At 56.1% G+C, this 25,382-nt stretch carries 22 protein-coding genes; 7 read left to right on the forward strand and 15 right to left on the reverse strand.

Features of this window, described 5'->3' with window-relative positions; all coding sequences use genetic code 11:
• Nucleotides 1-131: 131 nt before the first annotated feature.
• The gene (gene sad / locus HMPREF0201_RS10115; RefSeq protein ID WP_016536521.1) at nt 132-1,523 is read right to left on the reverse strand and encodes a succinate-semialdehyde dehydrogenase; all 1,392 of its coding nucleotides are present in this window, start codon (nt 1,521-1,523) and stop codon (nt 132-134) included.
• Nucleotides 1,524-1,625: 102 nt separating this feature from the next.
• On the opposite strand from sad, the gene ptrR reads away from it, so the two are divergent.
• Together ptrR and HMPREF0201_RS10125 are read left to right on the forward strand one after the other, a co-directional pair.
• Complete coding sequence (gene ptrR, locus HMPREF0201_RS10120) at nt 1,626-2,492, forward strand: putrescine utilization regulator PtrR (protein WP_039898249.1); 867 nt, start codon at nt 1,626-1,628, stop codon at nt 2,490-2,492.
• Between the two features lie 175 nt (nt 2,493-2,667).
• Nucleotides 2,668-3,603, forward strand: a complete 936-nt coding sequence (locus HMPREF0201_RS10125; RefSeq protein ID WP_016536523.1) for a ChuX/HutX family heme-like substrate-binding protein — start codon at nt 2,668-2,670, stop codon at nt 3,601-3,603.
• A 111-nt stretch (nt 3,604-3,714) separates the two neighbouring features.
• Here the strand turns inward: HMPREF0201_RS10125 and HMPREF0201_RS10130 are convergent, their stop codons facing one another.
• Nucleotides 3,715-4,506, reverse strand: a complete 792-nt coding sequence (locus HMPREF0201_RS10130; RefSeq protein ID WP_016536524.1) for a PhzF family phenazine biosynthesis protein — start codon at nt 4,504-4,506, stop codon at nt 3,715-3,717.
• Nucleotides 4,507-4,702: 196 nt separating this feature from the next.
• On the opposite strand from HMPREF0201_RS10130, the gene HMPREF0201_RS10135 reads away from it, so the two are divergent.
• Nucleotides 4,703-5,902 carry a sugar transporter gene (locus HMPREF0201_RS10135; protein ID WP_016536525.1) on the forward strand — a complete coding sequence of 400 codons (1,200 nt, stop codon included), beginning with the start codon at nt 4,703-4,705 and terminating at the stop codon, nt 5,900-5,902.
• A gap of 29 nt (nt 5,903-5,931) precedes the next feature.
• Here the strand turns inward: HMPREF0201_RS10135 and HMPREF0201_RS10140 are convergent, their stop codons facing one another.
• Nucleotides 5,932-6,600, reverse strand: a complete 669-nt coding sequence (locus tag HMPREF0201_RS10140; protein WP_016536526.1) for a MarC family NAAT transporter — start codon at nt 6,598-6,600, stop codon at nt 5,932-5,934.
• Between the two features lie 176 nt (nt 6,601-6,776).
• On the opposite strand from HMPREF0201_RS10140, the gene marR reads away from it, so the two are divergent.
• From marR to marB, 3 genes are read left to right on the forward strand one after another with little or no spacing between them, the layout of a single operon-like run.
• A complete protein-coding gene (gene marR / locus HMPREF0201_RS10145) occupies nt 6,777-7,211 on the forward strand; it encodes a multiple antibiotic resistance transcriptional regulator MarR (protein WP_039898250.1) in 435 nt (144 codons plus the stop codon).
• A gap of 21 nt (nt 7,212-7,232) precedes the next feature.
• Nucleotides 7,233-7,625 (forward strand): MDR efflux pump AcrAB transcriptional activator MarA, encoded by a 393-nt coding sequence (marA, locus tag HMPREF0201_RS10150; protein ID WP_016536528.1) that lies wholly within the window; start codon nt 7,233-7,235, stop codon nt 7,623-7,625.
• A 40-nt stretch (nt 7,626-7,665) separates the two neighbouring features.
• Nucleotides 7,666-7,884, forward strand: a complete 219-nt coding sequence (gene marB / locus HMPREF0201_RS10155; protein ID WP_016536529.1) for a multiple antibiotic resistance regulatory protein MarB — start codon at nt 7,666-7,668, stop codon at nt 7,882-7,884.
• Nucleotides 7,885-7,942: 58 nt separating this feature from the next.
• Here marB and eamA read toward each other — a convergent pair whose 3' ends face one another.
• Nucleotides 7,943-8,845, reverse strand: a complete 903-nt coding sequence (gene eamA / locus HMPREF0201_RS10160) for an O-acetylserine/cysteine exporter (protein ID WP_016536530.1) — start codon at nt 8,843-8,845, stop codon at nt 7,943-7,945.
• A gap of 198 nt (nt 8,846-9,043) precedes the next feature.
• Between eamA and HMPREF0201_RS10165 the strand changes: the two genes are divergently transcribed.
• Nucleotides 9,044-10,255, forward strand: coding sequence for an MFS transporter (locus tag HMPREF0201_RS10165; RefSeq protein ID WP_055696362.1), 1,212 nt, complete (start codon nt 9,044-9,046; stop codon nt 10,253-10,255).
• A 13-nt stretch (nt 10,256-10,268) separates the two neighbouring features.
• Here the strand turns inward: HMPREF0201_RS10165 and HMPREF0201_RS23480 are convergent, their stop codons facing one another.
• The 11 genes from HMPREF0201_RS23480 to HMPREF0201_RS10220 form a co-directional block, all read right to left on the reverse strand.
• Entirely contained in the window at nt 10,269-11,447 is a 1,179-nt protein-coding gene (locus HMPREF0201_RS23480; protein ID WP_016536532.1) for a GNAT family N-acetyltransferase, read from the reverse strand.
• 94 nt (nt 11,448-11,541) lie between these two features.
• Complete coding sequence (urtE, locus tag HMPREF0201_RS10175; RefSeq protein WP_016536533.1) at nt 11,542-12,240, reverse strand: urea ABC transporter ATP-binding subunit UrtE; 699 nt, start codon at nt 12,238-12,240, stop codon at nt 11,542-11,544.
• 9 nt (nt 12,241-12,249) lie between these two features.
• Nucleotides 12,250-13,047 (reverse strand): urea ABC transporter ATP-binding protein UrtD, encoded by a 798-nt coding sequence (gene urtD, locus HMPREF0201_RS10180; RefSeq protein WP_016536534.1) that lies wholly within the window; start codon nt 13,045-13,047, stop codon nt 12,250-12,252.
• Nucleotides 13,047-14,120 carry an urea ABC transporter permease subunit UrtC gene (gene urtC / locus HMPREF0201_RS10185; protein WP_016536535.1) on the reverse strand — a complete coding sequence of 358 codons (1,074 nt, stop codon included), beginning with the start codon at nt 14,118-14,120 and terminating at the stop codon, nt 13,047-13,049. The genes urtD and urtC overlap by 1 nt, the downstream gene beginning before the upstream one ends.
• Nucleotides 14,120-15,691, reverse strand: a complete 1,572-nt coding sequence (gene urtB / locus HMPREF0201_RS10190) for an urea ABC transporter permease subunit UrtB (RefSeq protein WP_016536536.1) — start codon at nt 15,689-15,691, stop codon at nt 14,120-14,122. The genes urtC and urtB overlap by 1 nt, the downstream gene beginning before the upstream one ends.
• Nucleotides 15,692-15,812: 121 nt before the next feature.
• The gene (gene urtA / locus HMPREF0201_RS10195) at nt 15,813-17,084 is read right to left on the reverse strand and encodes an urea ABC transporter substrate-binding protein (protein ID WP_016536537.1); all 1,272 of its coding nucleotides are present in this window, start codon (nt 17,082-17,084) and stop codon (nt 15,813-15,815) included.
• 32 nt (nt 17,085-17,116) lie between these two features.
• Nucleotides 17,117-17,797: a GntR family transcriptional regulator gene (locus HMPREF0201_RS10200; RefSeq protein WP_016536538.1), complete on the reverse strand. Its 681-nt coding sequence runs from the start codon at nt 17,795-17,797 to the stop codon at nt 17,117-17,119.
• Between the two features lie 4 nt (nt 17,798-17,801).
• Nucleotides 17,802-21,422 carry an urea carboxylase gene (gene uca, locus HMPREF0201_RS10205; protein WP_016536539.1) on the reverse strand — a complete coding sequence of 1,207 codons (3,621 nt, stop codon included), beginning with the start codon at nt 21,420-21,422 and terminating at the stop codon, nt 17,802-17,804.
• A 9-nt stretch (nt 21,423-21,431) separates the two neighbouring features.
• Nucleotides 21,432-23,228, reverse strand: a complete 1,797-nt coding sequence (atzF, locus tag HMPREF0201_RS10210; protein ID WP_016536540.1) for an allophanate hydrolase — start codon at nt 23,226-23,228, stop codon at nt 21,432-21,434.
• Nucleotides 23,229-23,458: 230 nt separating this feature from the next.
• Nucleotides 23,459-23,692, reverse strand: coding sequence for a DUF2526 family protein (locus HMPREF0201_RS10215; protein WP_016536541.1), 234 nt, complete (start codon nt 23,690-23,692; stop codon nt 23,459-23,461).
• A 67-nt stretch (nt 23,693-23,759) separates the two neighbouring features.
• A complete protein-coding gene (locus HMPREF0201_RS10220) occupies nt 23,760-25,358 on the reverse strand; it encodes an ABC transporter substrate-binding protein (RefSeq protein WP_016536542.1) in 1,599 nt (532 codons plus the stop codon).
• Nucleotides 25,359-25,382 lie beyond the last annotated feature (24 nt).

Genomic DNA, 25,382 nt, shown 5'->3' on the forward strand with positions numbered 1-25,382 from the left:
CTCCCATGACAAACAAGGCCACCCGAAGAGTGACCTTGTTTAGTGCTGGCTAAATCGCCAAAATCCAGCTCTATCTCTTAATTTGAGGCGACAATAGAGCATTATCCGCCGGCAGTCTGGTGTCGTTTAAACTAGCGACGATCCTTCCATACGGTCTGAATGTTACAGAACTCATGCAGGCCAAAGTGGGAAAGTTCGCGGCCAAAACCGCTCTTTTTCACCCCGCCAAACGCTACTCGTGGGTCACTGGCGCTGTAGCCGTTGATAAATACGCCGCCGCACTCAAGGCCAGCCGCCATTTCCAGCGCCAGGTTCTCGTTAGCGGTATAGACCGTTGCCGACAGGCCGAAATCGCTGTCGTTAGCCAATTCCAGGGCATGTTGGCTATCGCGGGCAACGGTAATAGCGGCCACCGGGCCAAACAGTTCCTGGCGGAAGGCGGTCATATCTGGCGTAATACCAGCCAGCACTGTTGGCGCATAGTAGTTGCCTTCTCCGGCCAGTTTTTCTCCGCCAATCAACAATTTTGCACCCTGACTAAGTGACGTTGTCACTTGCTCATGCAGCTCATCTCGTAGATCGTAGCGAGCCATAGGCCCGATACGGGTTGACTCTTCCTGCGGCGCACCCAGCTGGTAGTGTTTAAGCTCGGCAATGAATTTGTCGGTAAAGGCATCGGCGATACCCGCTTCAACGATAAATCTTTTCGCCGCGGCGCAGACCTGCCCGGTATTCTGGAAACGGCCCGCCACCGCGGCTTTTACCGCCTCGTCAAGGTCGGCATCGTTCAGGACGATAAACGGATCGGAACCGCCAAGCTCCAGCACACATTTTTTCAGCGCCGCGCTTGCCTGAGCGCCAATTGCCGCCCCCGCTCTGCCGCTGCCGGTCACCGTGACGGCGGCAATTCGTGGGTCGTTAATCGCCTGGCTAACGCCTTCCGGCGTGACGTTAAGCAATTCGAACAGCGAGGCAGGGAAACCCGCAGCGATAAACATCTGGCGAATAATCTCGGCGCAGCCCATCACATTTGGAGCGTGTTTCAACACATAGCTGTTACCGGCCAGTAAAATCGGCACCGCACCTCGCAGAACCTGCCACAAAGGGAAGTTCCACGGCATCACGGCAAGGATCGGCCCCAAAGGACGGTACTCAATAACCGCTTTATTATTTTCAACCAGCGTGGACTCTGCGCCGAGCATCGCCGGGCCGTGTTCCGCATACCAGTCGCAGAGGTTGGCCGACTTAGCGACTTCGGCACGAGCCTGAAGGATAGGCTTACCCATCTCGGCGCTTATCATCTGCGCCATCGCCTCACCGTGCTGGCGCACCGCTTCACCTAAATCACGCAGCTTTTGCGCGCGGGCTTCCAGCGGCGTAGCCCGCCACTGTTTAAAAGCCTGGTGGTTGCGGGCAAGCGCGGCATTAATCTGCTCTGCGTTCTCGAAAGGATAAACCGCAATGCGCTCACCGGTAGCGGGATTGCGTGAAATGGCGTGGGTTTGCCCGGTTACTGATTGCATGGTGGTGCCTCGACAGGTGAATGAGATGTTAACAGTAGCCTTGAGGCACGAAGTTTAAAAATGAATAATACTGAGCAAACCATTCACGATTTGAGAAAGCTTATGGACCTGAACCAGCTGGAAATGTTTAACGCCGTTGCCGAAACGGGCAGTATCAGCGCCGCCGCGCAGCAGGTACACCGCGTACCGTCCAACCTCACTACCCGCATCAAACAACTGGAGGCTGACCTCGGGGTTGCGCTATTTATCCGCGAAAACCAGCGGCTGAGGCTTTCGCCTTCCGGCCACAGCTTCCTCGACTACAGCAAACGCATTCTGGCGCTGGTGGATGAGGCCCGAACGGTCGTTTCCGGCGATGAGCCTCAGGGGCCGCTGGCCTTAGGCTCGCTGGAAAGCACAGCGGCTGTACGCATTCCCGGGCTGCTGGCGAACTTTAACCAGCGCTACCCCAAAATCCATCTTTCACTGGCTACCGGGCCTTCCGGGGACCAGATTGACGGCGTGCTTGAGGGCAGGCTTTCTGCCGCTTTTGTTGACGGGCCGGTGCTACATCCGTCGCTTGAAGGCATTGCGGTTTACCGGGAGGAGATGGTTATCGTCGCGCCCGCCGACCATCCGCCAATTGTGCGGGGAAGCCAGGTGAACGGCGCTAATATCTACGCCTTCCGGGCCAATTGCTCCTATCGCCGCCACTTCGAGGGCTGGTTTCACGATGACAAAGCCATACCGGGGAAAATCCACGAAATGGAGTCGTATCACGGCATGCTGGCCTGCGTTATTGCCGGAGCCGGGCTGGCGTTAATGCCCAAAAGCATGCTGGAGAGTATGCCTGGCAGTCATCAGGTGAGCACCTGGCCGCTGCCGGAGGAGAAGCGCTATCTGGACACCTGGCTGCTGTGGCGACGGGATGCTAAAACGCGGCAGCTTGAGGCTTTTATTTCCCTTATCGATCGGGCTCAAATTGATTAAATATTGCATAGGAAACATGGCGATCGGGTTATTTATTGAGCATTGCCACTAATTATTACGACAATAACTAACCGGTCGTCACTTTATATAATATAGCTCTTTTTTGATAGATTATTTTATGGGGGTAAACTAAAAGTAAAATGATTTTTAATATTTTTTAAAACAGGAGTTCATTATGATTAACAATGTAAACTATTCAATAAAGGAAACAAGTAATGCCTGGGGCGTTGATTTAAACAAAACACCAACTCCCTCATCATTGAAAAAAATAATAGAAAGTATAAAAAATGTCGCTAACTCAAATGTTGAGGTCGCTACCCCAGGGCCACTTAATCGTTCGAACATACGCGTGTGTGGGCGGGTAAAACAACCCTCCGCCAATGGTCATCTAATCCTCAATCCGGAGGGTGTTGACGTCAGAATAATACCAGGAAAAATAAATAACGTTGAATACGAGAACGTTTCAGGTGATAGATACAAGGCCCGGTTTAAAGATTGTGATAGCAATGATGTGATGAGCATGAGCTTTACCTCGAATGAAAAAATTGATCGCGGCGTCAGGCCTGTCTACTCCAGACAAATCCAAATGAAGAATATCGACAGTCAAAAAAGCATTGAGGAACTCTGGAGAGGCATGACGGACCCTCATCATTTTTATCCTATGTTACAGCAGCTTGGGATAAGCAAGCTGGACGCTTTTCGGCGTGTGCCGCCCGATCTGGCCTCCCGGGTTGACACCGATAGTTTAGGGCTAACTCTACAGAATATACATAAGAGAAAAGATAACATCATGGCCTTCGTTGGCAACAATGCCGTTGTACAGATTTATACCGGCCCGGTATTAAAGATCGCCGAAGTGAAAGGCAGTGATAAAATATTTATTCATGGAGTAACAAAAGAAGGAGAACCAGCAGTCATTAATTTATCAAAAAAAGATATTGCTCAGGCATGGGTGGTAAATAAGAGATCAAATGACGGTTACATTACTAGCCTGGAGATTTTCGATCATCAAGAAAATCACATCGCACAGTTTTACGGGGTCAGAAAAGAAGGTCAGAAACAAAATGAAAATTGGCATAAACTGATGAAAGAACTTCCAACCATCATTTAGCCATACTCGAGCCTTCCGAACGGTAACTTGCTTTCAAAAAGGCTCGTTTGATATCTATGGCTTAATAATCAAATTAAAACCATTTCCACCCGTTATTTATTCTTTATTGCACTATCGCAATAACACTTTCCCAATCAAATAAGTCACCGCTTTGCCGCCAATCAGCACTCGCTCACCTTTATACTGGCAGCGTAAATCTCCACCGCGGTAAGAAACCTGGCGCGCCAGCAGATGGGTTTTATTTAATTTATCCGCCCAGTACGGGATAAGCATGCTGTGGGTAGAACCGGTCACGGGATCTTCCGGCACCGACTCACCGGGGCAGAAGAAACGGCTAACAAAATCGTATTCCCCCTCGCCCGGCGCGGTCACGCAGACCATTTTATCCAGCGGGATCATCGCGTTGATATCCGGCTTGATAGCCTCTACTTCCGCCTGGCTCGCCAGCACGACCATATAATCCCTGCCCACACGCAGCTCTTTGCACTCGCTAATACCCAGCGTTTCCAGCAGTTGCGGCAGCGGCGCTATCTGTTCGGTTTCCCATGCGGGGAAGTCCAGCGTTAGCCACTCGCCGTTGCGGGTCACCGTCAGCGGGCCAACAAAACGGGTGCTGAAGTGGATCACCGATTCCGGATAATCAAGATGTTCAAAAATAACGTGCGAGGCCGCGAGCGTGGCGTGCCCGCAAAGGTTGATCTCGCTCTGAGTGGTAAACCAGCGCAGCTCGAAGCCTTCATCGGTATTCACAAAGAAGGCGGTTTCCGACTGGTTATGCTGCTGCGCCATCTTCAGCAGCGTTTCGTCCGGGAGCCATTCGATGAGCGGGCAAACCGCCGCCGCATTGCCGCCAAACGTGGTGTCGGCAAAAGCATCTACCATATAAAAGTCAATTGCCTGCATAAGTCATTCCTCTGTTTGTCGTTATTATTTTCGTCCTGTCTACCATGACATACTCATTTCCGGCATGCCTGTTTTTTCTCACCCATTTTTTCTCTGCGCCATCAAATGAGACTTAAATCACAAAATGGGTTGTCTGTGTGTTTTGATGGTTTTATCATCCGCCCATTCCTTCCTTTGTTCACCTGCGCGATAAAATATGACTATCAATACAGTTTCACGCAAAACGGCGTGGCTGCGGGTAGTGACGCTTGCCGTTGCGGCCTTTATTTTTAATACCACCGAGTTTGTGCCGGTTGGCCTGCTGTCGGATATCGCCCAAAGTTTTGGCATGGAAACGCCGCAAGTTGGCATCATGCTGACCATTTATGCATGGGTTGTGGCGCTGATGTCCCTGCCGTTTATGCTGATGACGAGCCAGGTAGAGCGCCGCCGCCTGCTTATTGCCATCTTTTCGCTGTTTATCGCAAGCCACGTGCTGTCGTTCCTTGCCTGGAACTTTACCGTGCTGGTGATAAGCCGCATTGGGATTGCTTTCGCCCACGCTATCTTCTGGTCGATTACCGCCTCACTGGCTATTCGTATGGCTCCGGCCGGTAAAAAAGCCCAGGCTCTGAGTCTGATTGCCACCGGCACCGCGCTGGCGATGGTGCTCGGCCTGCCGCTTGGCCGCATCGTTGGGCAATATTTCGGCTGGCGCACCACCTTCTTCGCCATCGGCGTAGTCGCCGCCATTACCCTGTTCTGCCTGATAAAACTACTGCCGAAGCTGCCCAGCGAGCATTCGGGATCGCTCTCCAGCGTGCCAAAATTATTCAGCCGCCCGGCGCTGGTCAGCATCTATGTTCTGACCGCAGTCGTGGTAACGGCAAACTATACCGCCTACAGCTACATTGAGCCGTTTGTTCAGCAGGTTGCCGGGCTAAGCGCCAACTTTGCCACCCTTCTGCTTCTGCTGCTCGGTGGCGCGGGGATAGTCGGCAGCGTGCTGTTCGGCAAACTGGGCAATAAATACGCGTCGCTATTAGTCAGCTCGGCTATCGCTCTGCTGACCCTTTGCCTGGCGCTGTTGCTGCCCGCCGCAGGCAGTGAGCTAAATCTTGGGATGCTGAGCCTGGTCTGGGGCGTGGCGATTATGATTATCACCCTCGGCATGCAGGTTAAAGTGCTGGCCCTGGCGCCGGATGCCACCGACGTGGCGATGTCGTTGTTTTCGGGGATTTTCAATATCGGGATTGGGGCAGGCGCGCTGCTGGGTAACCAGGTCAGCCTGCATCTTTCTATGTCGAACATTGGCTTTGCCGGGGCGGTTCCGGCGCTGGCGGCGTTAATCTGGTCGGTGCTGGTGTTCCGCCGCTGGCCGGTGAAACTTGAAGAACAGGCCCGGACGACGCACTAAAAAAAACGCCCCGAGGGGCGTTTTTGCTATCAGGCGTGGTAAGTCTTAACGATTTCAAGCACGCCGTTAATAATAAACTGAACGCCCATACACACCAGCAGGAAGCCCATCAGGCGGGAAATAGCCTCGATGCCGCTTTTGCCGACCATGCGCATAATTGCCCCGGAGCTGCGCAGGCTTACCCATAGAATCAGGCCGACAGCGAGGAAGATAAGCGGCGGCGCAACGGTAATCACCCATGCCGGGAAATCTGACCCGGCGCGGACGGTAGAGGCCGAGCTGATTATCATCGCAATTGTCCCCGGCCCGGCGGTGCTCGGCATCGCCAGAGGAACAAACGCGATATTGGCTTCAGGCTCTTCGCTCAGCTCTTCTGATTTGCTTTTTGACTCCGGCGATTCGTGCGCCTTTTGCTGCGGAAACAGCATGCGGAAGCCGATAAAGGCGACTATCAGCCCCCCGGCAATACGCAGCCCGGGAATCGAAATGCCGAAGGTGTTCATCACCACCTGCCCGGCGTAATACGCCACCATCATAATGGCAAACACATTCACCGATGCCATCAGCGACGTGCGGTTACGCTGGCGGGTGTTCATGTCTCCCGAAAGCCCGAGGAAAAGCGCCACGGTCGTTAGCGGGTTGGCAAGCGGCAGCAAAACCACCAGACCCAGGCCAATGGCCCTGAGTAAATCCATCATATTTCTGTCCTTTTAATAGCGGGCTGTTAGCGGGTCTGAGTATAGCAGCAAGCAGTTTACCGACGGCAGGTGAAGCGTTTTAGCTTTTCGTGGCATCGGGTAAATCATCAAGTTGACTTATACTTGCCCCGGCAATAATATCTGCCGTGACTAATCTACTTGCCTGGGCAAACATAGTGAAAAGCACCTGTGATCTGTTTAACGAAATCATCCCCCTCGGGCGGCTGATCCATATGGTGAATCAACATAAAGATCGCCTGTTAAACGATTCACTGTCGCCGCTGGATATCACCGCTACCCAATTTAAGGTGCTGTGCTCCATTCACTTTGAAGTGTGTATCACCCCTGTCGAGCTGAAAAAAGTGCTTTCCGTCGATCTCGGTGCGCTAACCCGCATGCTCGACCGCCTGCTGTGCAAAGGCTGGATTGAGCGTTTACCGAATCCCAACGATAAGCGCGGCGTGCTTATCAAGCTGACGCCGGAAGGCGTTGCGCTTTGCGAAGAGTGCCGCAACCTTGTGGGGCTAAGCCTCCATAAAGAACTCACAAAAAACCTGACGGAAGACGAAGTGGATACGCTTTATCGACTGTTAACAAAGGTATTGCCGTAAACCTGCAAAAGAGGTGAAACGATGTCCAGACGCAACAATGATGCGATTACGATTCATAGCATTTTGGGATGGATAGAACAGAATCTGGAAACCCCCCTCTCGCTTGAGAAGGTTTCTGAGCGTTCTGGCTACTCTAAATGGCATCTGCAGCGGATGTTTAAAAAAGAGACCGGTCATTCACTGGGCCAGTACATCCGCAATCGCAAACTGACGGAAATCGCGCTGAAGCTCAAAGAGAGCAACGAACCGATTCTCTACCTGGCAGAACGCTATGGTTTTGAGTCGCAACAGACGTTGACCCGCACCTTTAAGAACTACTTTTCGGTGCCACCGCATAAGTACCGGGTGACGCGGCTTGCCGGAGAAGGCAAGTATCTGCATCCGTACAACCAGTATTGTAGTTTGTGTAATTAATAGTATCGCCGCCTGTTTTTGCAGGCGTAAACGAGGGAATATGAAATTCATCTCCGCAGCCACCCTTATTCTGGCTCTGGCATCGGCAAACGCTCTTGCGGAGCAATCCGGCAGCTTCACCGCGTCTCAGGCCAATTACGGCAACATGATCTCCTGCTCGGGCGGTCAATTATCTAAAGGCCCACAGCACACCGCTGCCGAAAAATCTGAACAACTTGGCTCACCTTATTACCACGGTAACGCCGGTTTCCAGGATTGAGGCTAACCCGCCCGACTCAGGGCGGGTGCCGCAAGACTCAGGGCGGGTGCCGCAAGAGCTATGAAGATAGGCCCTTCACCGAACGACGAAGACGCAGGCCAAAAACGTTGATATACAGCCCCGCCATAATCAGTACCGCCCCCAGTAACTGCATTACCGAGAGCTTCTCATCCAGCAGCAGCGCAGCGCTCGCCATGCCGACAACCGGCACCAGCAGCGACAGCGGCGCCACGCGCCATGTTTCGTAGCGCCCCAGAAGCGTCCCCCAGATCCCGTAGCCGATAATGGTCGAGACAAACGCCAGGTAAACAAGCGACAAAACGGTCGTGATGTCGATATTTACCAGGCTAGTCAGCATCACGGCCGGGCCATCCAGCAGCCAGCTTGCGGCAAAAAACGGCAGCACGGGAATAAGCGCGCTCCAGACAATCAGCGACATAATCTGCGGACGCGGCTGATGCTGCATAATTATCTTGTTAAAGATATTGCCGAACGCCCAGCATAGCGCCGCCGCCAGCGTCAACATAAAGCCAAGCAGCGCAACATGCTGCCCGTCGAGACTGCCTTCAATCAGCACCAGCACGCCAAACACCGCCAGAGTTATCCCCGCCAGCTGCTTGCCCTGTAGCCGTTCGCCAAAGAAAAAAGTGCCGAGAATAATGGTAAAAAAGGCCTGTGATTGCAGGACCAGCGAGGCAATACCGGCGGGCATGCCGAACTTAATAGCGGAAAATAAGAAGGCAAACTGCCCGAAGCTGATGGTCAGCGCATACCCAGCCAGCAGGCGAAAAGGAAGTTTTGGCCGGGCGACAAACAGCAGCGCGGGAAACGCCACCAGCAGAAAACGCAGACCCGCTAGCATCAGCGGCGGCATATTGTGCAGCCCCAGCTTGATAATCACAAAATTCACGCCCCAAATCACCACCACCAGCAATGCCAGTAGCCCATCTTTACGCGTCATAACCCTGCCCTGTATTTATTATCAGTATGTAAAAAAATAATCCCGATGCGCGAAATCAAACAGATACAGATCGCACTTTTTTGTTGGGATACAGATGTGTTGTAACGTGCTTTGCCGCCGTTTATTGTATGTACTCGGCTGATTCTTCATGATAAATCTGTTCCCCACGCACATAAACCTATAATAATGCACACAACCATGACCACCCTGAGCAAACTGTTTTCCGGCAAGCAATTAGCAACAACTGTGTTACTTCTTTCCTCCCTGTTACTCACAATAGGGCGCGGCCTGACCCTGCCATTTATGACCATTTACCTTTCGCGCGAATACCATATGCCGCTGAAGGACATCGGCATGGCCATCACCGCCGCGCTGGTTGCTGGCGTGTTGTTCAGCCTGTGGTTCGGTATTCTGGCGGATAAGTTCGACAAGAAAAAAACCATGCTGCTGGCGGTCATTATCTTCTTCGGCGGCTTTCTTGCTATTCCGATGGTGCATCACGCCGGGCTGGTTGTGCTGTTTTACTCCATCATCAACTGCTCTTACACGGTGTTTTCCGTGGTGGTAAAAGCCTGGTTCTCGGACACGCTCGATATCAGCCTGAAGCCCAAAATTTTCTCGCTCAACTACACCTTCGTGAACGTTGGCTGGACGGTTGGCCCGCCGCTTGGCACCTTCGTGGTGATGTACAGCACCAACCTGCCGTTTTTGCTCTCCGGCCTTACCGCCGTCCTGCCGCTGCTGATGATTGGCCGCTGGGTTAAACCCCTGCCGATGAGCGCCTCTACCGCTGATGCCTCGGACAAAGTCCTGCCCTCACCGCGCATCATGCTGCGCGACAAACAGCTGATGTGGTTCACCAGTTCGGCGTTCCTCGGCTCGATGGTCTACGGCGCGTTCGCGGGCTGCCTGTCTCAATATGCCATCGTCATCGGTGACGCAGGATTGGCGGAAAAAGTGGTCAGCGTGGTGCTTTCGGTTAACGCTATCGTGGTGGTGGCGTTTCAATATTTCCTCGGCAAAAACATCCGCCCCGATAACATCAAAAAAATGATGTTCTACGGCACGCTCTTTTTCGTCTGCGGGCTGGGCGGTTTTATGCTCTCCGGCACTAATCTCTGGCTGTGGGGGCTATCTTCACTGGTGTTTACCATCGGAGAGCTTATCTATGCTCCGGGCGAATATATGCTGATCGACAACATTGCGCCGCCGGGGCTGAAGTCGAGCTACTTTGCCGCCCAGCAGCTTGGCTGGCTCGGCGGAGCCTGTAACCCGCTGGTCACCGGGCTGCTGTTAAGCTGGCTGCCGCCGTATATGCTGTTTGTGGTGCTGATGGCCACCATCCTGCTGGCTTACTACGCCGTAGTGGTCGGGATGAAAGCGCCGCCCCGCCAGCCGATGGCGGCCTGACGGGGCGCCCAGGTTAGACTTCTTTCTGGTATTGAATAAAACCGGACTTCGCCGCTACTTTGTCATACAGGGTTTGAGCGGTGGCGTTAGTCTCGTGGGTGTGCCAGTAGAGGCGGCCGCTGTTATTCGCCTCCGCGTGCTGGCGTACGGCCTCGATTAACGCACGCCCTACGCCCTTGCCTCTCGCCTGTGGAGCCGAGAACAAATCTTCAAGGTAGCAGTAGTGAGTCTCAGACCAGGTGCTGCGATGATAGAGGAAGTGGGTGAAGCCGAGCAGCCTGCCCTGGCCGTCAAACGCGCCCAGCGCCCACATCGGTTCTTTGTCATCAAGCATGCGCCGCCAGGTGAGCGCCGTGACCTCGTCGCTTATTTGCGCATCATAAAACGTCAGGTAATCCTGCCAGAGCGCCAGCCACTGCTCGCGATCGCCGTGATTGAGCAAGCGCACGTTCAGCGAAGGATTGAGTTCAGTATTGCCGCCGCTAAGCTCCGTGCGAATAGCGGCCAGCCCCTGCTGCTGGACGCCACCAACGATATTCGACGCCGAAAGCCAGCGCTCAAAAGCGCTTTTCACCAGCGGCCATTCACCGTCTGTAATTGAGAACCAGGCCGTATCGCGGGTTCTGCCTTTATAAATGCTCATCTGGCGGAAAACGCCTTCAAAACGAAAACCTAAACGCAATGCCGCGCGGCGAGATGGCCCGTTAAGGCTATCGCACTTCCACTCGTAGCGGCGGTAGCCGAGGGTTTCAAATGCGTACTTCATCAGCAGGTAGTGCGCTTCGGTTGCCTGAACGGTACGCTGCAACAGCGGGGAGAACACCACGAAACCGACTTCGATAGAGCCGTTTGCCGGGTCGATTCGCATCAGTGAAAGCGTGCCCATGGCCTGGCCGCTTGCGTTATCCACCACCGAAAAATGGAACGGATCGGCGCTTTTCTCAGCCCCGGCAATATAACCCATAAAATCGGCTTCGGTTTCAAAAGGCCCCACGCTGAGGTAGGTCCAGCCGCGCTGGTCTTCGGCCTGGCTCCACGCCTGCCAGAGCTGAGCGCCATGCTTATCGGCACTCAGGGGTTCAAGGCGACAATATTGCCCGTTGAGAGTGACCCGCTCAGGCAGCGGGCGACGCTGCCAGTCGGGAAGAGAGAAACCAATCGGCTGCTGAAAACTGTTAACGGTAAAAGACATGATAACCTCAGGAATTCGATAGGGAATACCGAAAACTATAGGCGCGCAGAGGTTCAGCCAGAAGTACCACAATCATTAATTTTTGGCAGACCACTTAAATAGCGACCAGCCCGCGCACGCCCTCCTGCTCCATCTCGCTTCCGCGCCCGCTCTGGACGATTTCTCCTCGCGACATCACCAGATAATTATCCGCCAGTTCGGCGGCAAAGTCGTAAAACTGCTCAACCAGCAGGATAGCCATATCGCCCTTTCCGGCCAGATGGCGGATAACCTGAGCAATCTCTTTGATGATTGAAGGCTGGATGCCTTCGGTTGGCTCATCGAGGATCAGCAATTGCGGTTTGCACGCCAGCGCCCGGCCAATCGCCAGCTGCTGCTGCTGCCCGCCGGAAAGATCGCCCCCGCGCCGCTGCCTCATCTCATGCAGCACCGGGAATAGCTGGTAGATTTCATCCGGCACCGTTCTGGCCTGGCGACCGGGATACCGTGAAAGCCCCATCAGCAAATTTTCCTCAACCGTCAGGCGCGGAAAAATATCGCGCCCCTGCGGCACATACGCGATTCCGGCCTGCACCCTTTGGTGAGGTTTACGCTGGGTTATCACGCTATCCTGCCAGCTTATGTTTCCACTTTTCACCGGGAGCAGTCCCATCAGGCACTTCAGCAGCGTGGTTTTACCCACGCCGTTGCGCCCCAGCAGGCAGGTCACTTCGCCGATCTTAGCTTCGAAGCTGACGCCGCGCAGAATATGACTGCCGCCGTAATATTGATTTAATTCGCTCACCCGCAGCATGCTCGCTCCTTAACGTCCGAGATAAACTTCGATGACCTGCTCGTTAGCCTGCACCTCGCGCAGAGATCCTTCCGCCAGCACCTGCCCCTGATGCAACACCGTTACATGGTCGGCGATGGTTTCCACAAAGCCCATATCGTGTTCGACCACCATCAACGAGTGTTTTCCCGCCAGGGCGCGAAACAGCTCGGCGGTATATTCGGTTTCCGCATCGGTCATGCCCGCAGCGGGTTCGTCCAGCAACAGCAAATGCGGCTCCTGCACCAGCAGCATGCCGATTTCGAGAAACTGTTTTTGCCCGTGCGACAGCAGCCCGGCCCGGCGTTGCCGCTCGCCCGAAAGCCGCAGCGTAGTGAGCATCTCGTCGATGCGATCCCGCTGGTCGCTATTCAGCTTTGCCTTAAGGCTGGCCCACACGGATTTATTGCCTTTCTGGGCAATCTCCAGATTTTCAAATACCGTCAGCGCCTCAAACACCGTGGGTTTCTGAAACTTGCGGCCAATTCCGCGCCTTGCAATCTCACCCGGCTCAAGGCGCAGCAAATCGATTGACTGGTCGTAAAATGCGCGTCCGCTCTGCGGCTTTGTTTTGCCGGTAATCACGTCCATCAGGGTCGTTTTTCCCGCGCCGTTGGGGCCAATAACGCAGCGCAGTTCGCCGACGCCAATCTTTAAAGACAGATTGGTGAGCGCCTGGAAACCATCAAAATTGACGTTAATATTCTCAAGATCAAGCACCGGATCGGTTTGCTCCCGGAAGCGGTCGGTTGGGTGCTGGCGGGTGAATAGCGGTTCAGCAGGCTGCATCACTTCTCTCCTTTGCGCAGCAGGCCAATTACCCCGCGCGGTAAAAACAGCGTCACCAGAATGAAAATCAGCCCGAGAAACAGCTGCCAGTATTCCGGCACGGCTACGGTAAAATAGCTTTTCGCCCCGTTAACCAGCCCGGCCCCCAGAACCGGGCCAATCAGCGTGCCGCGTCCGCCCAGGGCCACCCAGATAGCCGCCTCAATAGAGTTAGTCGGCGACATTTCGCCGGGGTTGATGATGCCGACCTGCGGCACGTACAGCGCTCCGGCCAGGCCGCACAGCACGGCGGAAAGCGTCCAGACCAGCAGCTTGAATCCGCGCGGATCGTAGCCGCAGTAAATCAGCCGGTTTTCCGCATCGCGCACCGCGGTCAGCACCCGGCCAAACTTGCTGCGGGCAAGCGCAAAACCAATGCCCAGACTTGCAACCAGCAGCAGCACCGTAGCGACAAACAGCCCGATGCGTGTGCCGGTGGCAGTAACCGACATACCGAGCAGCGTGGTAAAGCCGGTAAAACCGTTGTTGCCGCCAAAGCCGGTTTCGTTACGAAAGAACAGCAGCATTCCCGCGTAGGTCAGCGCCTGGGTCATTATCGAAAAATAGACGCCTTTAATTTTTGAGCGGAAAGCGAAGAAGCCAAACAGCAGCGCCAGCAGCCCCGGCACCGCCACTATCAGCACCAGCGCCCAGGCAAAATGCTGAGTGCCCCACCAGTACCACGGCAGCTCGCTCCACGAGAGAAAAGACATAAAACCCGGCAGCCCGTCGCCCGCGGCCTGGCGCATCAGATACATGCCCATTGCATAACCGCCGAGGGCAAAAAACAGCCCGTGACCGAGCGACAGCAGCCCGGCATAGCCCCATACCAGGTCCAGCGCCACGGCAACGGTTGCATAGCAGAGGATCTTGCCGATAAGCGTCATAGTGTAGGTTGACAGGCTCAGAGGGCTCCCCGCAGGCAGCAGGGTAAGAAACGGCAGCGTCAGCATCAGAGCAACCAGCAGCGCCCCCAGAACCAAAGTGGCGCGCGGAGCTTTACGGCTCAGCGTTAAAGTCAGCGGCATGCTCATCAGTCAATTACCCTCCCTTTCAGCGCAAACAGCCCTTGCGGACGTTTCTGAATAAACAACACAATCAGCACCAGGATAATGATTTTCCCCAGCACCGCGCCCGTCTGCGGCTCGAGGATTTTATTAAAGATACCGAGGCCGAAAGCCGCAGCCACGCTGCCCGCCAGTTGTCCGACGCCGCCCAGCACTACCACCAGGAAGGAGTCGATGATGTAGCCCTGGCCAAGCTCCGGCCCGACGTTACCAAGCTGGGAAAGCGCGACCCCGCCCAGGCCGGCAATGCCCGACCCGAGGCCAAAGGCCAGCATATCCACACGCCCGGTAGAAACGCCGCAGCAGGCGGCCATCGTCCTGTTTTGCGTGACCGCACGCACGTTCATCCCGAGGCGGGTTTTATTCAGCAGCAGCCAGGTAAACAGCAGCACCAGCAGCACAAACCCCAGCACCGCCAACCGGTTCCACGGCAGAATCAAATTCGGCAGAACCTGTAGCCCACCGGAGAGCCACGCGGGGTTCGCCACCTCAACGTTTTGCGCGCCGAACGCCATACGCACAATCTGGATAAGCATCAGGCTTATGCCCCACGTCGCCAACAGCGTCTCAAGCGGGCGGCCATAAAGGTGGCGGATAACGCTGCGCTCAAGCGCCATGCCAATCCCTGCGGTCACGACAAAAGCAACCGGCAGCGCGACCAGGGGGTAAATCGCCAGCCATGAAGGGGCGAACTGCTGGAAGCCAGCCTGCACCAGCCAGGCCGAGTAGGCCCCGAGCATCAGCATCTCGCCGTGCGCCATGTTGATGACCCCGAGCAGGCCGTAGGTGATGGCCAGGCCAAGCGCCGCCAGCAGCAATATCGAGCCAAGTGACAGGCCCATAAACGCCTGGCCCAGAATCTCGCCCAGCCACTGCCGGTGCTCAATCTTGCGCAGCCCGTCGATGGCGGCCTGGCGTACAGCAGCATCCGGCTCGCCTGCGGCATCGCTTAAGGGTTTGAGTACTGCCTCGGTGTCCGGGTCAGCCGAGTGGCTCAACAGCGTCACAGCAGCCAGGCGCTCGGACGCCTGCGGGCTGGCAAGCTCAAGCCTCGCAATGGCGGCCTCCAGCGCTCCGCGAACGGCATCGTCTTTTTCCATGCCCAGCCTTTGCTGCAATACGGGCAGCAGTTCAGGCGCGGCGTCTTTCTGCAACGCTCTGGCAGCGCTCAATCTTATGGTGACGTTGTCACTTAGCAGCTGATGGCTGGCAAGCGCCCCCGCCGCCAGAACGCGTAATCTGTTGGTCAGGCGCAGCTTTTTAGTTTCGCCCTGCGGCACGGCCTCCTGCCCAAGCGGAGCTAATCCGCTGCTGGTCTGGTTAAACGCGCTATGCCCGTCGGTAACCAATGTCTCCTGCTGCAAAGCGTTTAGCAGCGGCAGGCGAGCCGGATCGGGCTTAACCGCCCAGGCCTGCAACAGCCCGGCCTGCTGGCTGCGGTTAGCCGCCGCAAATGTCTCTGCATCACCGGCAGCGACAAGCCCCGGCAGCAGCGCGGCCACAACCAGCAGCAGCCGGGCCAGTGTTGCTAATGTCATGGCTTTCTCCTGTTTGATTTCATCCTGTTGCCCCTCACCCTAACCCTCTCCCCGGAGGGGCGAGGGAATAAAGGATTTCCCCCTCTCCCTCCCAGGGAGAGGGCCGGGCTGAGGGTAAAAATCAGTTACTGGCGGTCTTCACCGGTAGATCCGATTTCTTATCATTTCCCGGAATAAAAGGACTCCACGGCTGGGCGCGAACCGGCTTGTCGGTCTGCCAGACCACGTTGAACTGGCCGTTGCCTTCGATCTCACCGATCATCACCGGCTTATGCAGATGGTGGTTGGTAGCGTCCATTGTCAGAGTAAAACCGGACGGAGCCTTAAACGTCTGTCCGGCCATGGCGGCACGGACTTTATCCACGTCGGTGGTTCCCGCCTTTTCAACGGCCTGCGCCCACATATGGATGCCAACCCAGGTCGCTTCCATCGGGTCGTTGGTCACAACGGTTCCGGCGTTCGGCAAATTGTGGGCTTTGGCATAGGCCTTCCACTCGCTGACAAACTGTTTATTGGTTGGGTTATCAACGGACTCGAAGTAGTTCCAGGCCGCAAGATTGCCCACCAGTGGTTTGGTGTCGATGCCGCGTAACTCCTCTTCGCCCACCGAGAAGGCCACAACCGGCACGTCGGTCGCCTTCAGCCCCTGGTTAGCCAGCTCTTTGTAGAAAGGCACGTTAGAGTCGCCGTTGATGGTGGAGATAACCGCCGTTTTGCCGCCCGCTGAGAACTTCTTGATATTGGCAACAATGGTCTGGTAATCGCTGTGGCCAAACGGGGTATAAACTTCTTCGATATCTTTATCCTGAACGCCTTTAGAGTGCAGGAAAGCGCGCAGGATCTTATTGGTGGTGCGCGGATAAACGTAGTCGGTACCGAGCAGGAAGAAGCGTTTTGCCGCCCCGCCGTCTTCACTCATCAGGTACTCCACGGCGGGAATGGCCTGCTGGTTTGGCGCCGCGCCGGTATAAAACACGTTCGGCGACATCTCCTCGCCTTCGTACTGCACCGGGTAGAACAGCAGGCCGTTCAGTTCCTCAAATACCGGCAGCACCGACTTGCGGGACACCGAGGTCCAGCAGCCGAAAACCACGGCTACTTTGTCCTGGCTCAACAGCTGGCGAGCCTTCTCGGCAAACAGCGGCCAGTTGGATGCCGGGTCAACCACTACCGGCTCAAGCTTTTTCCCCAGTACGCCGCCCTTCGCGTTGATATCGTCGATGCTCATCAGCGCCACGTCTTTTAGCGGCGTTTCGGAGATGGCCATCGTGCCCGACAGCGAGTGCATAATCCCGACCTTGATGGTGTCGGCGGCCTGAGCCGCAAAGGCCAGCCCAAAGCTGACAACCGAGGCGGACAGCGCGAAAGCTTTAACAAAGGTACGACGTTGCATAAGTCTGACTCCCCTAAAAGAAAAATAGATAGTTAGCCCAGCTTGAGCTGCCGGGCCTGGTGCAGCATATGAAGCGTTATCTGACGAACCTCTTTCTGACTGGCGGCGATATGGTCGTGTAGCCGGGTTTGTGCCTCCTGAAGGTTGCGGTCCCATACGGCGAGCAAAATCTGCCCGTGTTCTGCGTAAGTCGCGGTAACTCGAGGCTGGCGGGTAAAATCCAGCCTGCGCACAATGCGAATTTTTTCGGTGATTTCCCGGTGGATCCTCGCCATTTCCGGGTTGCCCGCCGAGGAAACCAGCGTCATATGAAAAGCTTCATCGTGCGGCGCAACATTCATGCCCTCGTCGAGCTGCGGGCTGTCGAGCCAGAATTGTTTAAGCGCCTGCAACGGCTGCGGCCAGTCCGGCTCCGCCCGCAGGCATAAGCGCTTCACCGCCTCAAGCTCCAGCACGATGCGCAGGTCATAAAGTGACTCGAGACTTTCGAAATCCACCGCTTTGATCTGCCAGCCGCTACGGGGCTGCACATCGACATAGCCTTCCTGTTGTAGGGCATAGAGCGCCTGGCGAACCGGCGTGCGGCTGGCGCTCATGCGGTCCGCAATTTCGTTTTCGCTGAAGCGATCGCCCGGCAGCAGCTGGAAGTCGAAGATCTCCTGCTTTAGCTGCTGGTAAATGCGTTCGGCTACGGCTTCTGGTCGCTTTGGCATAGGCTTACACCGCGTCCAGCCACAGCAGCGCATCTCCCGGCCCCACCGGTCGCCCCTGCTGGCACTGAATACGCACCACCTTGCCGTCGCACGGGGCGCTGACCAGCAGCTCCATTTTCATCGCCTCGACCACAATTAGCGGCTCGCCCTGCTTCACGCTCTGGCCCGGCTCCACAAGAATTTTCCAGACGTTGCCGTTCAGGTCAGCGCTAACCAGCTGCCCTTCCTGCTCTTCATCCGGCACTCCGGCGGCGAGCAGCGCGCTTTCAACCGCGGCGCTTTCCTGTTCCTTCCAGTGCGCGACTTCGCTGTGGAAGGCGGCCTGCTGGCGGCTGCGGAATGCGGCGATATCTTCTGCGTTGTCGGCAAGGAAGCGGCCGTATTCGGCGAAGTCGAACTCAACCTCTTCAATTTCAATCTGCGCTCGCCCCTCACGGAATGCGGTGCGCAAGCGGGTTAGCTCTTCTTCACTCACCGGGTAGAAACGCACCTGGTCGAAGAATTTCAGCAGCCACGGCTCGTCGCCAAACTGCTCGTTTTTGAGGAATTTGTTCCAGATAGGCAGCGTGCGCCCCACCAGTTGATAGCCGCCGGGCGAGTCCATGCCGTAGATGCACATATACATGCCGCCAATGCCCACCGTGCCTTCTGCCGTCCAGGTGCGTGCCGGGTTATATTTGGAGCTCAGCAGACGGTGGCGCGGGTCGAGCGGTACCGCGCAGGGTGCGCCGAGATATACGTCGCCCAGGCCCAGCACCAGATAGCTGGCGTCGAACAGGATCTGCTTCACCTCTTCGCGGCTTTGCAGCCCGTTAGTGCGCTGAATAAAATCGACGTTGTTTGGCAGCCAGGGCGCCTCCTCCCGCACCGTCTCCCGGTAACGTTCCACCGCAGCCAGCGTGGCGCTGTCTTCAAATGCCAGCGGAAGGTGAATCACGCGAGAAGGAATTTTCAGGCTGGTTACGTCGCCAAGCTGTTTTTCCAGACTCAAGAGCAGCGCCAGCAGCTGGCTCTGGGAAATTTGCTGGCCGTCATAGCGAATTTGCAGCGAACGCACGCCCGGAGACAGCTCTTCAATGCCCGTCTGTCCGGCCTGTTTAATCGCTTTCATCAGCAGGTAAATGCGCAGCCGCAGCGCCAGATCCAGCACGTTGTCGCCGTATTCAATCAGCAGATAGTTGTCTCCCGCCTGGCGATAAGTCACCGCAGGCAGCGCCCCTTCGGCGGCCAGTTGGGCAAGAATAGCGGCGCTGGTCGTCGCACCCGGCTCGATGGAAGGATGCAAGTCAGGCAAGGTGTTTACCGCACAGAGATGGTTGACGGCCACCTGCTGGGCAATTTCCAGCGACTGAGCGTGCTCAAAACTGATGGCGTGAAAACGAATCCGGTCGCCGGGCTTAACCTGCCCGACCTTCCACAGCTCGGCTTTGGCAATCGTAACCGGGCAAACAAAGCCGCCGAGGCTTGGCCCGTCTCGCGTGAGGATCACCGGAAAATCGCCGGTAAAGTTCACCGCGCCGATGGCATATTCGCAGTCGTGAACGTTAGACGGATGCAGCCCCGCCTCGCCGCCGTCGGCTCTCGTCCATTCGGGTTTTGGCCCCACCAGGCGCACGCCGAGACGGTTAGAGTTGTAGTGAACCTGCCATTCGGCGCTGAAGAAGGTTTCCATCGACTCAGGCGTGAAGAAGTCCGGCGCGCCGTGCGGCCCGTACAGCACGCCTATATCCCAGACATCGCCGTACTGCGGGATAAGCGCCGGTTCCGGGGCCTGCGGCAGGCCGATTGGCGCAGGCGTGGTGCAGGCCGGAAGACCGGGCTGCGAGATAGCCAGCACGTCCGCAATGCGCAGAGTGCGCCCGGCATGGCCGCCAAACTGCCCGAGGGCAAAGGTCGAACGGCTGCCGAGATAAACCGGCACGTCGAAACCGTTACGCACCGCCAGATAGGTGCGACACCCGCTGCTGGCGCGACCCAGCTTGAGAACCTGCCCGGCTTTAACCACCGTCGGCAGCCAGAAACTTACCGGCTGGTCGTCAAGCGTGGCCGGGCAAGGCGCGCCGGTGAGCGCAATTGTCGCCTCGCTGTGAAAGCGCAGCGTTGGCCCCTGCAACGTAAACTCCAGCCCGGCGGCGGAAGGATGGTTGCCGACGATACGGTTAGCCAGCCGGAAGGCATAATCGTCCATAGGCCCGGAAGGCGGCACGCCGATGTCCCAGTAGCCCAGGCGACCCGGGCTGTCCTGGATGCTGCTCCAGGTGCCTGGCTCCAGCACCTCAACGGCATGAGCCTGATAACTCACGCTATCCAGCAGGCGCGTCCACATCACGCCCGCTTTAAACTCCGGCAGCTGAATAATCTGGCGCAGATAGTCGATATTGGTGGCAATGCCGTGCAGGCGGGTCGCCGCCAGAGCCGCGTTTAGTTTACTTAACGCCTGCTGGCGGTCTGCGCCGTGAACGATGATCTTGGCGATCATCGGATCGTAAAACGCGCTCACTTCGCTGCCGGTGCTGACCCAGCCGTCTACCCTGACATTCGGCGGGAAATACACTTCGCTCAAGACGCCAGGCGAGGGCTGGAAGTTTTTCAGCGCATCTTCCGCATAAATACGAACTTCGATGGCCGCGCCCTGAGGGGCTTCCGCCATTTTCTGCCAGTCCGGGGAGTTTCCCGCCGCCACGCGAAGCATGCATTCAATAAGGTCAAGACCGGTTACACACTCGGTTACCGGGTGCTCAACCTGCAAGCGGGTATTCACTTCGAGGAAATAAAAAGCATCCCGGGCCGCATCGTAAATAAACTCCACCGTACCGGCGCTGCGGTAGTTGACCGATTCACCCAGCGCCACGGCAGCACGATGCATAGCCTCGCGGGTTGCCTGCGGCAAATTTGGCGCGGGCGTCTCTTCCACCACCTTCTGATTGCGGCGCTGTAGTGAGCAATCACGCTCGCCGAGCGCCACGACCTTCCCTTTACCATCGCCAAAAATTTGCACTTCAAGATGACGAGCCTTATCGACAAAGCGTTCGATAAACACGCCGTCATCGCTAAAGAATTGCGCGCCCATGCGCTTAACGCTTTCCCAGGCCTCAAGCAGCATTGCTTCGCTATCGCAGCGCGTAAGGCCGATACCCCCGCCGCCTGCCGTAGTTTTTAGCATCACCGGATAGCCAATTTTTGCCGCCGCCAGCTGCGCCTCTGCAAGCGATGTCAGCAGGCCGGTTCCCGGCGTCATGGGGACATCCACCCCGGAAGCCAGTTCACGGGCGCGGTGTTTCAGGCCAAAATCGCTTATTTGCTGCGCGGTTGGGCCGATAAAAACGATGCCAGCGGCCTCACAGGCTTCGGCAAACTCGGCCCGTTCTGAGAGAAAACCATACCCGGGGAAAATCGCCTCCGCGCCGCTCTCTTTGGCAGCAGCCAGGATTTTGGCAATATTCAGATAAGTGTCGCCGGCTTTGTCTCCGCCCAGAGCAATCGCCATATCGGCGTCAATAACGTGCTGCGCGCTGGCGTCGGCGTCCGAATAAACGGCAATGCTGGCAATGCCCATTTTTTTCAGCGTGCGGATGGCACGGCAGGCAATTTCACCGCGGTTGGCTATCAGTACCTTGCTAAACATGTTCCCTCCTCAGGCGCTATGATGGCGAGCGAGCCAGGCTTTCCAGCCGCCCCACGCGGTAATGTCCGTCGCGCCTTCTGTTGCGCACGGTTCACAAATAAAACCTTTCACGCTGCGCCCGTCGTTCAGGGTGAGCGTGCCAATGCCAAGCGGAGCCGGGATCTCGGCAACAAATTCCCCGAAACGAGCCAGCGGGATGTCCCAAAGCTCAACGGCAATCGGCTGCCCTTCTGCCGATCGCACCAGGCCAGGTTTTGGCGGCTGGGTATTAGCTAAGGCGTACAGGCGGTAGGTTTCGGCGGTGTGCGTTTCTTCGATAAACACCGCATTACGATCGGTAAGCTGGTGGTTCAGCGGCATACCGCGCAGATGAGCGCCAACGACCGCCACGCGCACGTAGCCCTCATTCGGAGTAAAAGGCCGGGTCGCAGGCAATTTCTGCGAGGTGGCTCCTGCTTGCAGACCAGACTGGTTTTGCCAGACCGACCCGAAGTGGCCGAGCGCGGCGTCATGCCAGGCTGGCGCAATCAGCGTTATCCCCGCAGGTAAACCGTCGGCACGGAAATCGGCGGGCAGCGCCAGTGCGCTGAGATCGGCGAGATTTGTGAAGTTGGTATAAGTGCCAAACTGCGAGTTGTAGCGCACAGGCTCATCCCGCATTTCCGCGATGGTATGGATGGTTGGCGAAGTCGGCACGACCAGCGCGTCAAACTCCGCCAGTTGCTGATTGATACGGCGCGACAGCCCGGCGCGGGTATATTCGGCCTGCCAGGCATCGCAGGCTGAGTAATTCAGCCCGCCCGCAACAATGCTGCGCACGGTTGGGTCCATGGCTTCCGGGTGTTTTTCAAAAATCTCTTTTACCGCCACGGTACGTTCTGCAACCCATGCGCCGTAATAGAGCTGCTCTGCGAGCGTGATGAAGTCGCTGAAATCAATGGCAACCAGCTCCGCGCCCATTGCCATCAGCCGCTCCAGTGAACGCTGAAACGCCTCTTCGCTCTGCGTATCGCCGAAAAACTCCAGCCGGTCGGGAATGGCAAAACGCATAGCCGGATTGAAACGTGCCGGAGCGGTATTGGGATTCGTGCGCGAATAGGGATCGAGCGGATCGTAGCCGCCCGCCACGCTGGCAACCAGGCTGGCATCTGCTGCGGTATGGGCGAAAATAGATACGCAGTCATTAAGGCGGCAGGCGGGCACCACGCCCGTGGTTGAAAGCCAGCCTTTGGTCGGCTTTAAGCCCACAATATTGTTAAACCCGGCGGGTACGCGGCCGGAACCTGCTGTGTCGGTTCCCAGCGAGAAGCAAACCAGGCCCCGGGCCACCACGGAGGCAGAGCCAGAACTTGAACCGCCGCTCACATAATCCGGGTTAAAGGTGTTTACCACCGCCCCAAAAGGCGAACGTGTTCCCACCAGGCCCGTAGCAAACTGGTCGAGGTTGGTTTTGCCCACCACGATTGCCCCAGCCGCTCTAAGGCGCGCAATTACAGTGGCGTCTTTGCCCGGTTGATAAGTAAATTCCGGGCAGGCGGCGCTGGTTGGCATCCCGGCAACATCGATATTATCTTTAACCGCAAACGGCGCGCCTAATAAGGGAAAGTCATCCACCGTTTTCGTTCCGGCATTTAACGCCTGCAACAGAAAATTTAGCTGGTCAGCTATTTGCTGCTCGCTGGCAATATAAATCCAGGCATTATCCTGCCGGGAAATATCCGTCATCAGCTGGCGGTAAGCGCCGACGAGAAGGCCGGGCTGCGGGCGGTAATCATTAATCCACTGCGATAACAGAGCGACTGTCATAAACTGGCATCCCAACTGGTATACAAGATGGAATAGATAAAGCAATTACGATGCCAGAATAATCAATTCATTAATTAACAATAAGATAGAATTTAAACATAAGTTTTAATTATATTGATCGCACCGTTATGGCGCTTTATTTTAGTGCGGATGGCTTATTCAGAGGAGATATCCGGCGACGGCATTTGCCGCCGGATATATTATTTGAAGTGATACCGTGAGCAGGCAGTTTAAATAATAGTGCCGCTGCGCGTCAGTAACTCGCGGCGTTCTTCGGTTTCTTCTTTATGATGATTGCCCTTGTGGGCAATGGCGATACGCAGGCGCTGCTGCTGGGCGTAGCGATCTTCACGCGTTAACTCTGCATCTTCACTTAATTCGATAAGTAACTCGTTCATATGAACAATGACGTCTTCGGCAATTGCCGCGTCTACACGGCTGATAACGTCTTCAAGATGAGCCATAGATATTCCTTACGATTCTTACAGTGGTTCGCCCCTCACACCTGCATTCGTGAGGGGCGAGAGTGTCTTAGTCCAGCTTCGCTTTAGAGAAGTCGCTTCCGGCCAGGCTCACGCTATAGCCGCTGACGTTGCTGCGGGTAACGTAGAAGGTTTTTCCGTTAGCCAGCGCAATCCACGGAGCCTGCTGGTAATAAACCTGCTGAGCCTGAACGTAGAGTTTAGCGCGGGCGGCCGGGTCGCTGGTTAACTTAGCTTTCTGTACCAGAGCATCGTAGTTTTTGTCGCACCAGCGGGCAACGTTGGAGCCGCTGGCAACGCTGCCGCAGCCCAGCAGCGTATCCGCGAAGTTGTCCGGGTCGCCGTTGTCGGACATCCAGCCGAACAGCGCGGAGGAGTGCTCGCCTTTGCGCATCCCGGCCAAATATTCGCCCCATTCGTACGTCACGATTTTGGCGTTAACGCCAACTTTCGCCCAGTCGCTCTGGATCATCTCGGCAATACGGCGTGAATTTGGATTATAGGGACGCTGCACCGGCATCGACCACAGGTCGGTATCTAAGCCCTTCTCCAGCCCGGCTTGCTTCAGCAGCGCTTTAGCTTTCTCCGGGTTGTAATCGTAATCTTTTAAATCTTTGTCATAACCGAGCATGGTCGGCGGGATCGGGGATTTAGCCACCGTGCCGGAGCCCATAAACACTGCGTTAACAATGGCTTTTTTATCCACCGCGTAGTTCAGCGCCTGGCGCACCAGAGCATTATCAAACGGCTTTTTGCCGGTGTTAAACGCCAGATAGCCTACGTTCAGGCCGTCGATGCTGTGCAGCGCGAGATTTTTATCCGCTTTGATGGCGTCAAACTGCACCGGGCTGGGTGCCGGGATAATCTGGCATTCGTTTTTCTGCAACTTGGCCAGGCGCGTTTGCACGTTAGGCGTAATAGAGAAGATCAGGTGCTTAGTCGGCACCTCGCCTTTCCAGTAGTTCGGGTTGGCAACATAGCGGATCACCGAATCGATTTTGTAATCCTGTAGCGCATACGGCCCGGTGCCGATAGGGTTGTTATCCACGCGCTCCGGCGTGCCCGCTTTTAGCATCGCATCGGCATATTCCGCCGAAAGAATAGAAGCGAAGTCCATGCCCCAGTCGGCAAGGAAGGCGGCGTTCGGCTCGCTGAGGGTGAACTGAACGTGGTAATCATCCAGTTTTTTCACATCGACAATAAGCTTGTCCAGCCCGACGTCGTTAAAGTATTCGTAATTCGCCTGGGAGACTTTGTGGTACGGGTTGTTGGCGTCTTTCTGGCGCATGACCGAGAACACCACATCGTCGGCGTTGAAGTCGCGCGTCGGCTTAAAGAATTTATTGCTGTTGAACTTCACGCCCTGACGCAGCGTAAAGGTATATGTTTTGCCGTCCGGGCTGATTTTCCATTCTGTTGCCAGAGAAGGGATCGGCGTATTGTCGCTCGGGTTGAAATCAATCAGGCGGTTATAGAGCGTTTGCGAGCTGGCGACAAAGCTTGGGCCGGAGCTGGCGATTTGAGGGTTAAAGGATTCCGGAGAGGCTTCAGAGCAGTAGACCAGAGTGCTGTTTGCCGCCGCCATTGCGCCGCTCGCCGGGAGGAGCGCGCTCAGCAGCAGGCCGAGCAGAGTTTTCCCTGTAGACATGTTGTTTGCCTTTTATTTGCTTGC

This window comes from Cedecea davisae DSM 4568, from assembly GCF_000412335.2.
GTDB classification, from domain to species: Bacteria; Pseudomonadota; Gammaproteobacteria; order Enterobacterales; family Enterobacteriaceae; genus Cedecea; species Cedecea davisae.

Excerpts from the sequence above, each read along its gene's own strand:
- sad (WP_016536521.1), bottom strand. The coding sequence starts at position 1,523 with ATGCAATCAGTAACCGGGCAAACCCACGCCATTTCACGCAATCCCGCT.
- ptrR (WP_039898249.1), top strand. The coding sequence starts at position 1,626 with ATGGACCTGAACCAGCTGGAAATGTTTAACGCCGTTGCCGAAACGGGC.
- HMPREF0201_RS10125 (WP_016536523.1), top strand. The coding sequence starts at position 2,668 with ATGATTAACAATGTAAACTATTCAATAAAGGAAACAAGTAATGCCTGG.
- HMPREF0201_RS10130 (WP_016536524.1), bottom strand. The coding sequence starts at position 4,506 with ATGCAGGCAATTGACTTTTATATGGTAGATGCTTTTGCCGACACCACG.
- HMPREF0201_RS10135 (WP_016536525.1), top strand. The coding sequence starts at position 4,703 with ATGACTATCAATACAGTTTCACGCAAAACGGCGTGGCTGCGGGTAGTG.
- HMPREF0201_RS10140 (WP_016536526.1), bottom strand. The coding sequence starts at position 6,600 with ATGATGGATTTACTCAGGGCCATTGGCCTGGGTCTGGTGGTTTTGCTG.
- marA (WP_016536528.1), top strand. The coding sequence starts at position 7,233 with ATGTCCAGACGCAACAATGATGCGATTACGATTCATAGCATTTTGGGA.
- marB (WP_016536529.1), top strand. The coding sequence starts at position 7,666 with ATGAAATTCATCTCCGCAGCCACCCTTATTCTGGCTCTGGCATCGGCA.
- eamA (WP_016536530.1), bottom strand. The coding sequence starts at position 8,845 with ATGACGCGTAAAGATGGGCTACTGGCATTGCTGGTGGTGGTGATTTGG.
- HMPREF0201_RS10165 (WP_055696362.1), top strand. The coding sequence starts at position 9,044 with ATGACCACCCTGAGCAAACTGTTTTCCGGCAAGCAATTAGCAACAACT.
- HMPREF0201_RS23480 (WP_016536532.1), bottom strand. The coding sequence starts at position 11,447 with ATGTCTTTTACCGTTAACAGTTTTCAGCAGCCGATTGGTTTCTCTCTT.
- urtE (WP_016536533.1), bottom strand. The coding sequence starts at position 12,240 with ATGCTGCGGGTGAGCGAATTAAATCAATATTACGGCGGCAGTCATATT.
- urtD (WP_016536534.1), bottom strand. The coding sequence starts at position 13,047 with ATGCAGCCTGCTGAACCGCTATTCACCCGCCAGCACCCAACCGACCGC.
- urtC (WP_016536535.1), bottom strand. The coding sequence starts at position 14,120 with ATGAGCATGCCGCTGACTTTAACGCTGAGCCGTAAAGCTCCGCGCGCC.
- urtB (WP_016536536.1), bottom strand. The coding sequence starts at position 15,691 with ATGACATTAGCAACACTGGCCCGGCTGCTGCTGGTTGTGGCCGCGCTG.
- urtA (WP_016536537.1), bottom strand. The coding sequence starts at position 17,084 with ATGCAACGTCGTACCTTTGTTAAAGCTTTCGCGCTGTCCGCCTCGGTT.
- HMPREF0201_RS10200 (WP_016536538.1), bottom strand. The coding sequence starts at position 17,797 with ATGCCAAAGCGACCAGAAGCCGTAGCCGAACGCATTTACCAGCAGCTA.
- uca (WP_016536539.1), bottom strand. The coding sequence starts at position 21,422 with ATGTTTAGCAAGGTACTGATAGCCAACCGCGGTGAAATTGCCTGCCGT.
- atzF (WP_016536540.1), bottom strand. The coding sequence starts at position 23,228 with ATGACAGTCGCTCTGTTATCGCAGTGGATTAATGATTACCGCCCGCAG.
- HMPREF0201_RS10215 (WP_016536541.1), bottom strand. The coding sequence starts at position 23,692 with ATGGCTCATCTTGAAGACGTTATCAGCCGTGTAGACGCGGCAATTGCC.
- HMPREF0201_RS10220 (WP_016536542.1), bottom strand. The coding sequence starts at position 25,358 with ATGTCTACAGGGAAAACTCTGCTCGGCCTGCTGCTGAGCGCGCTCCTC.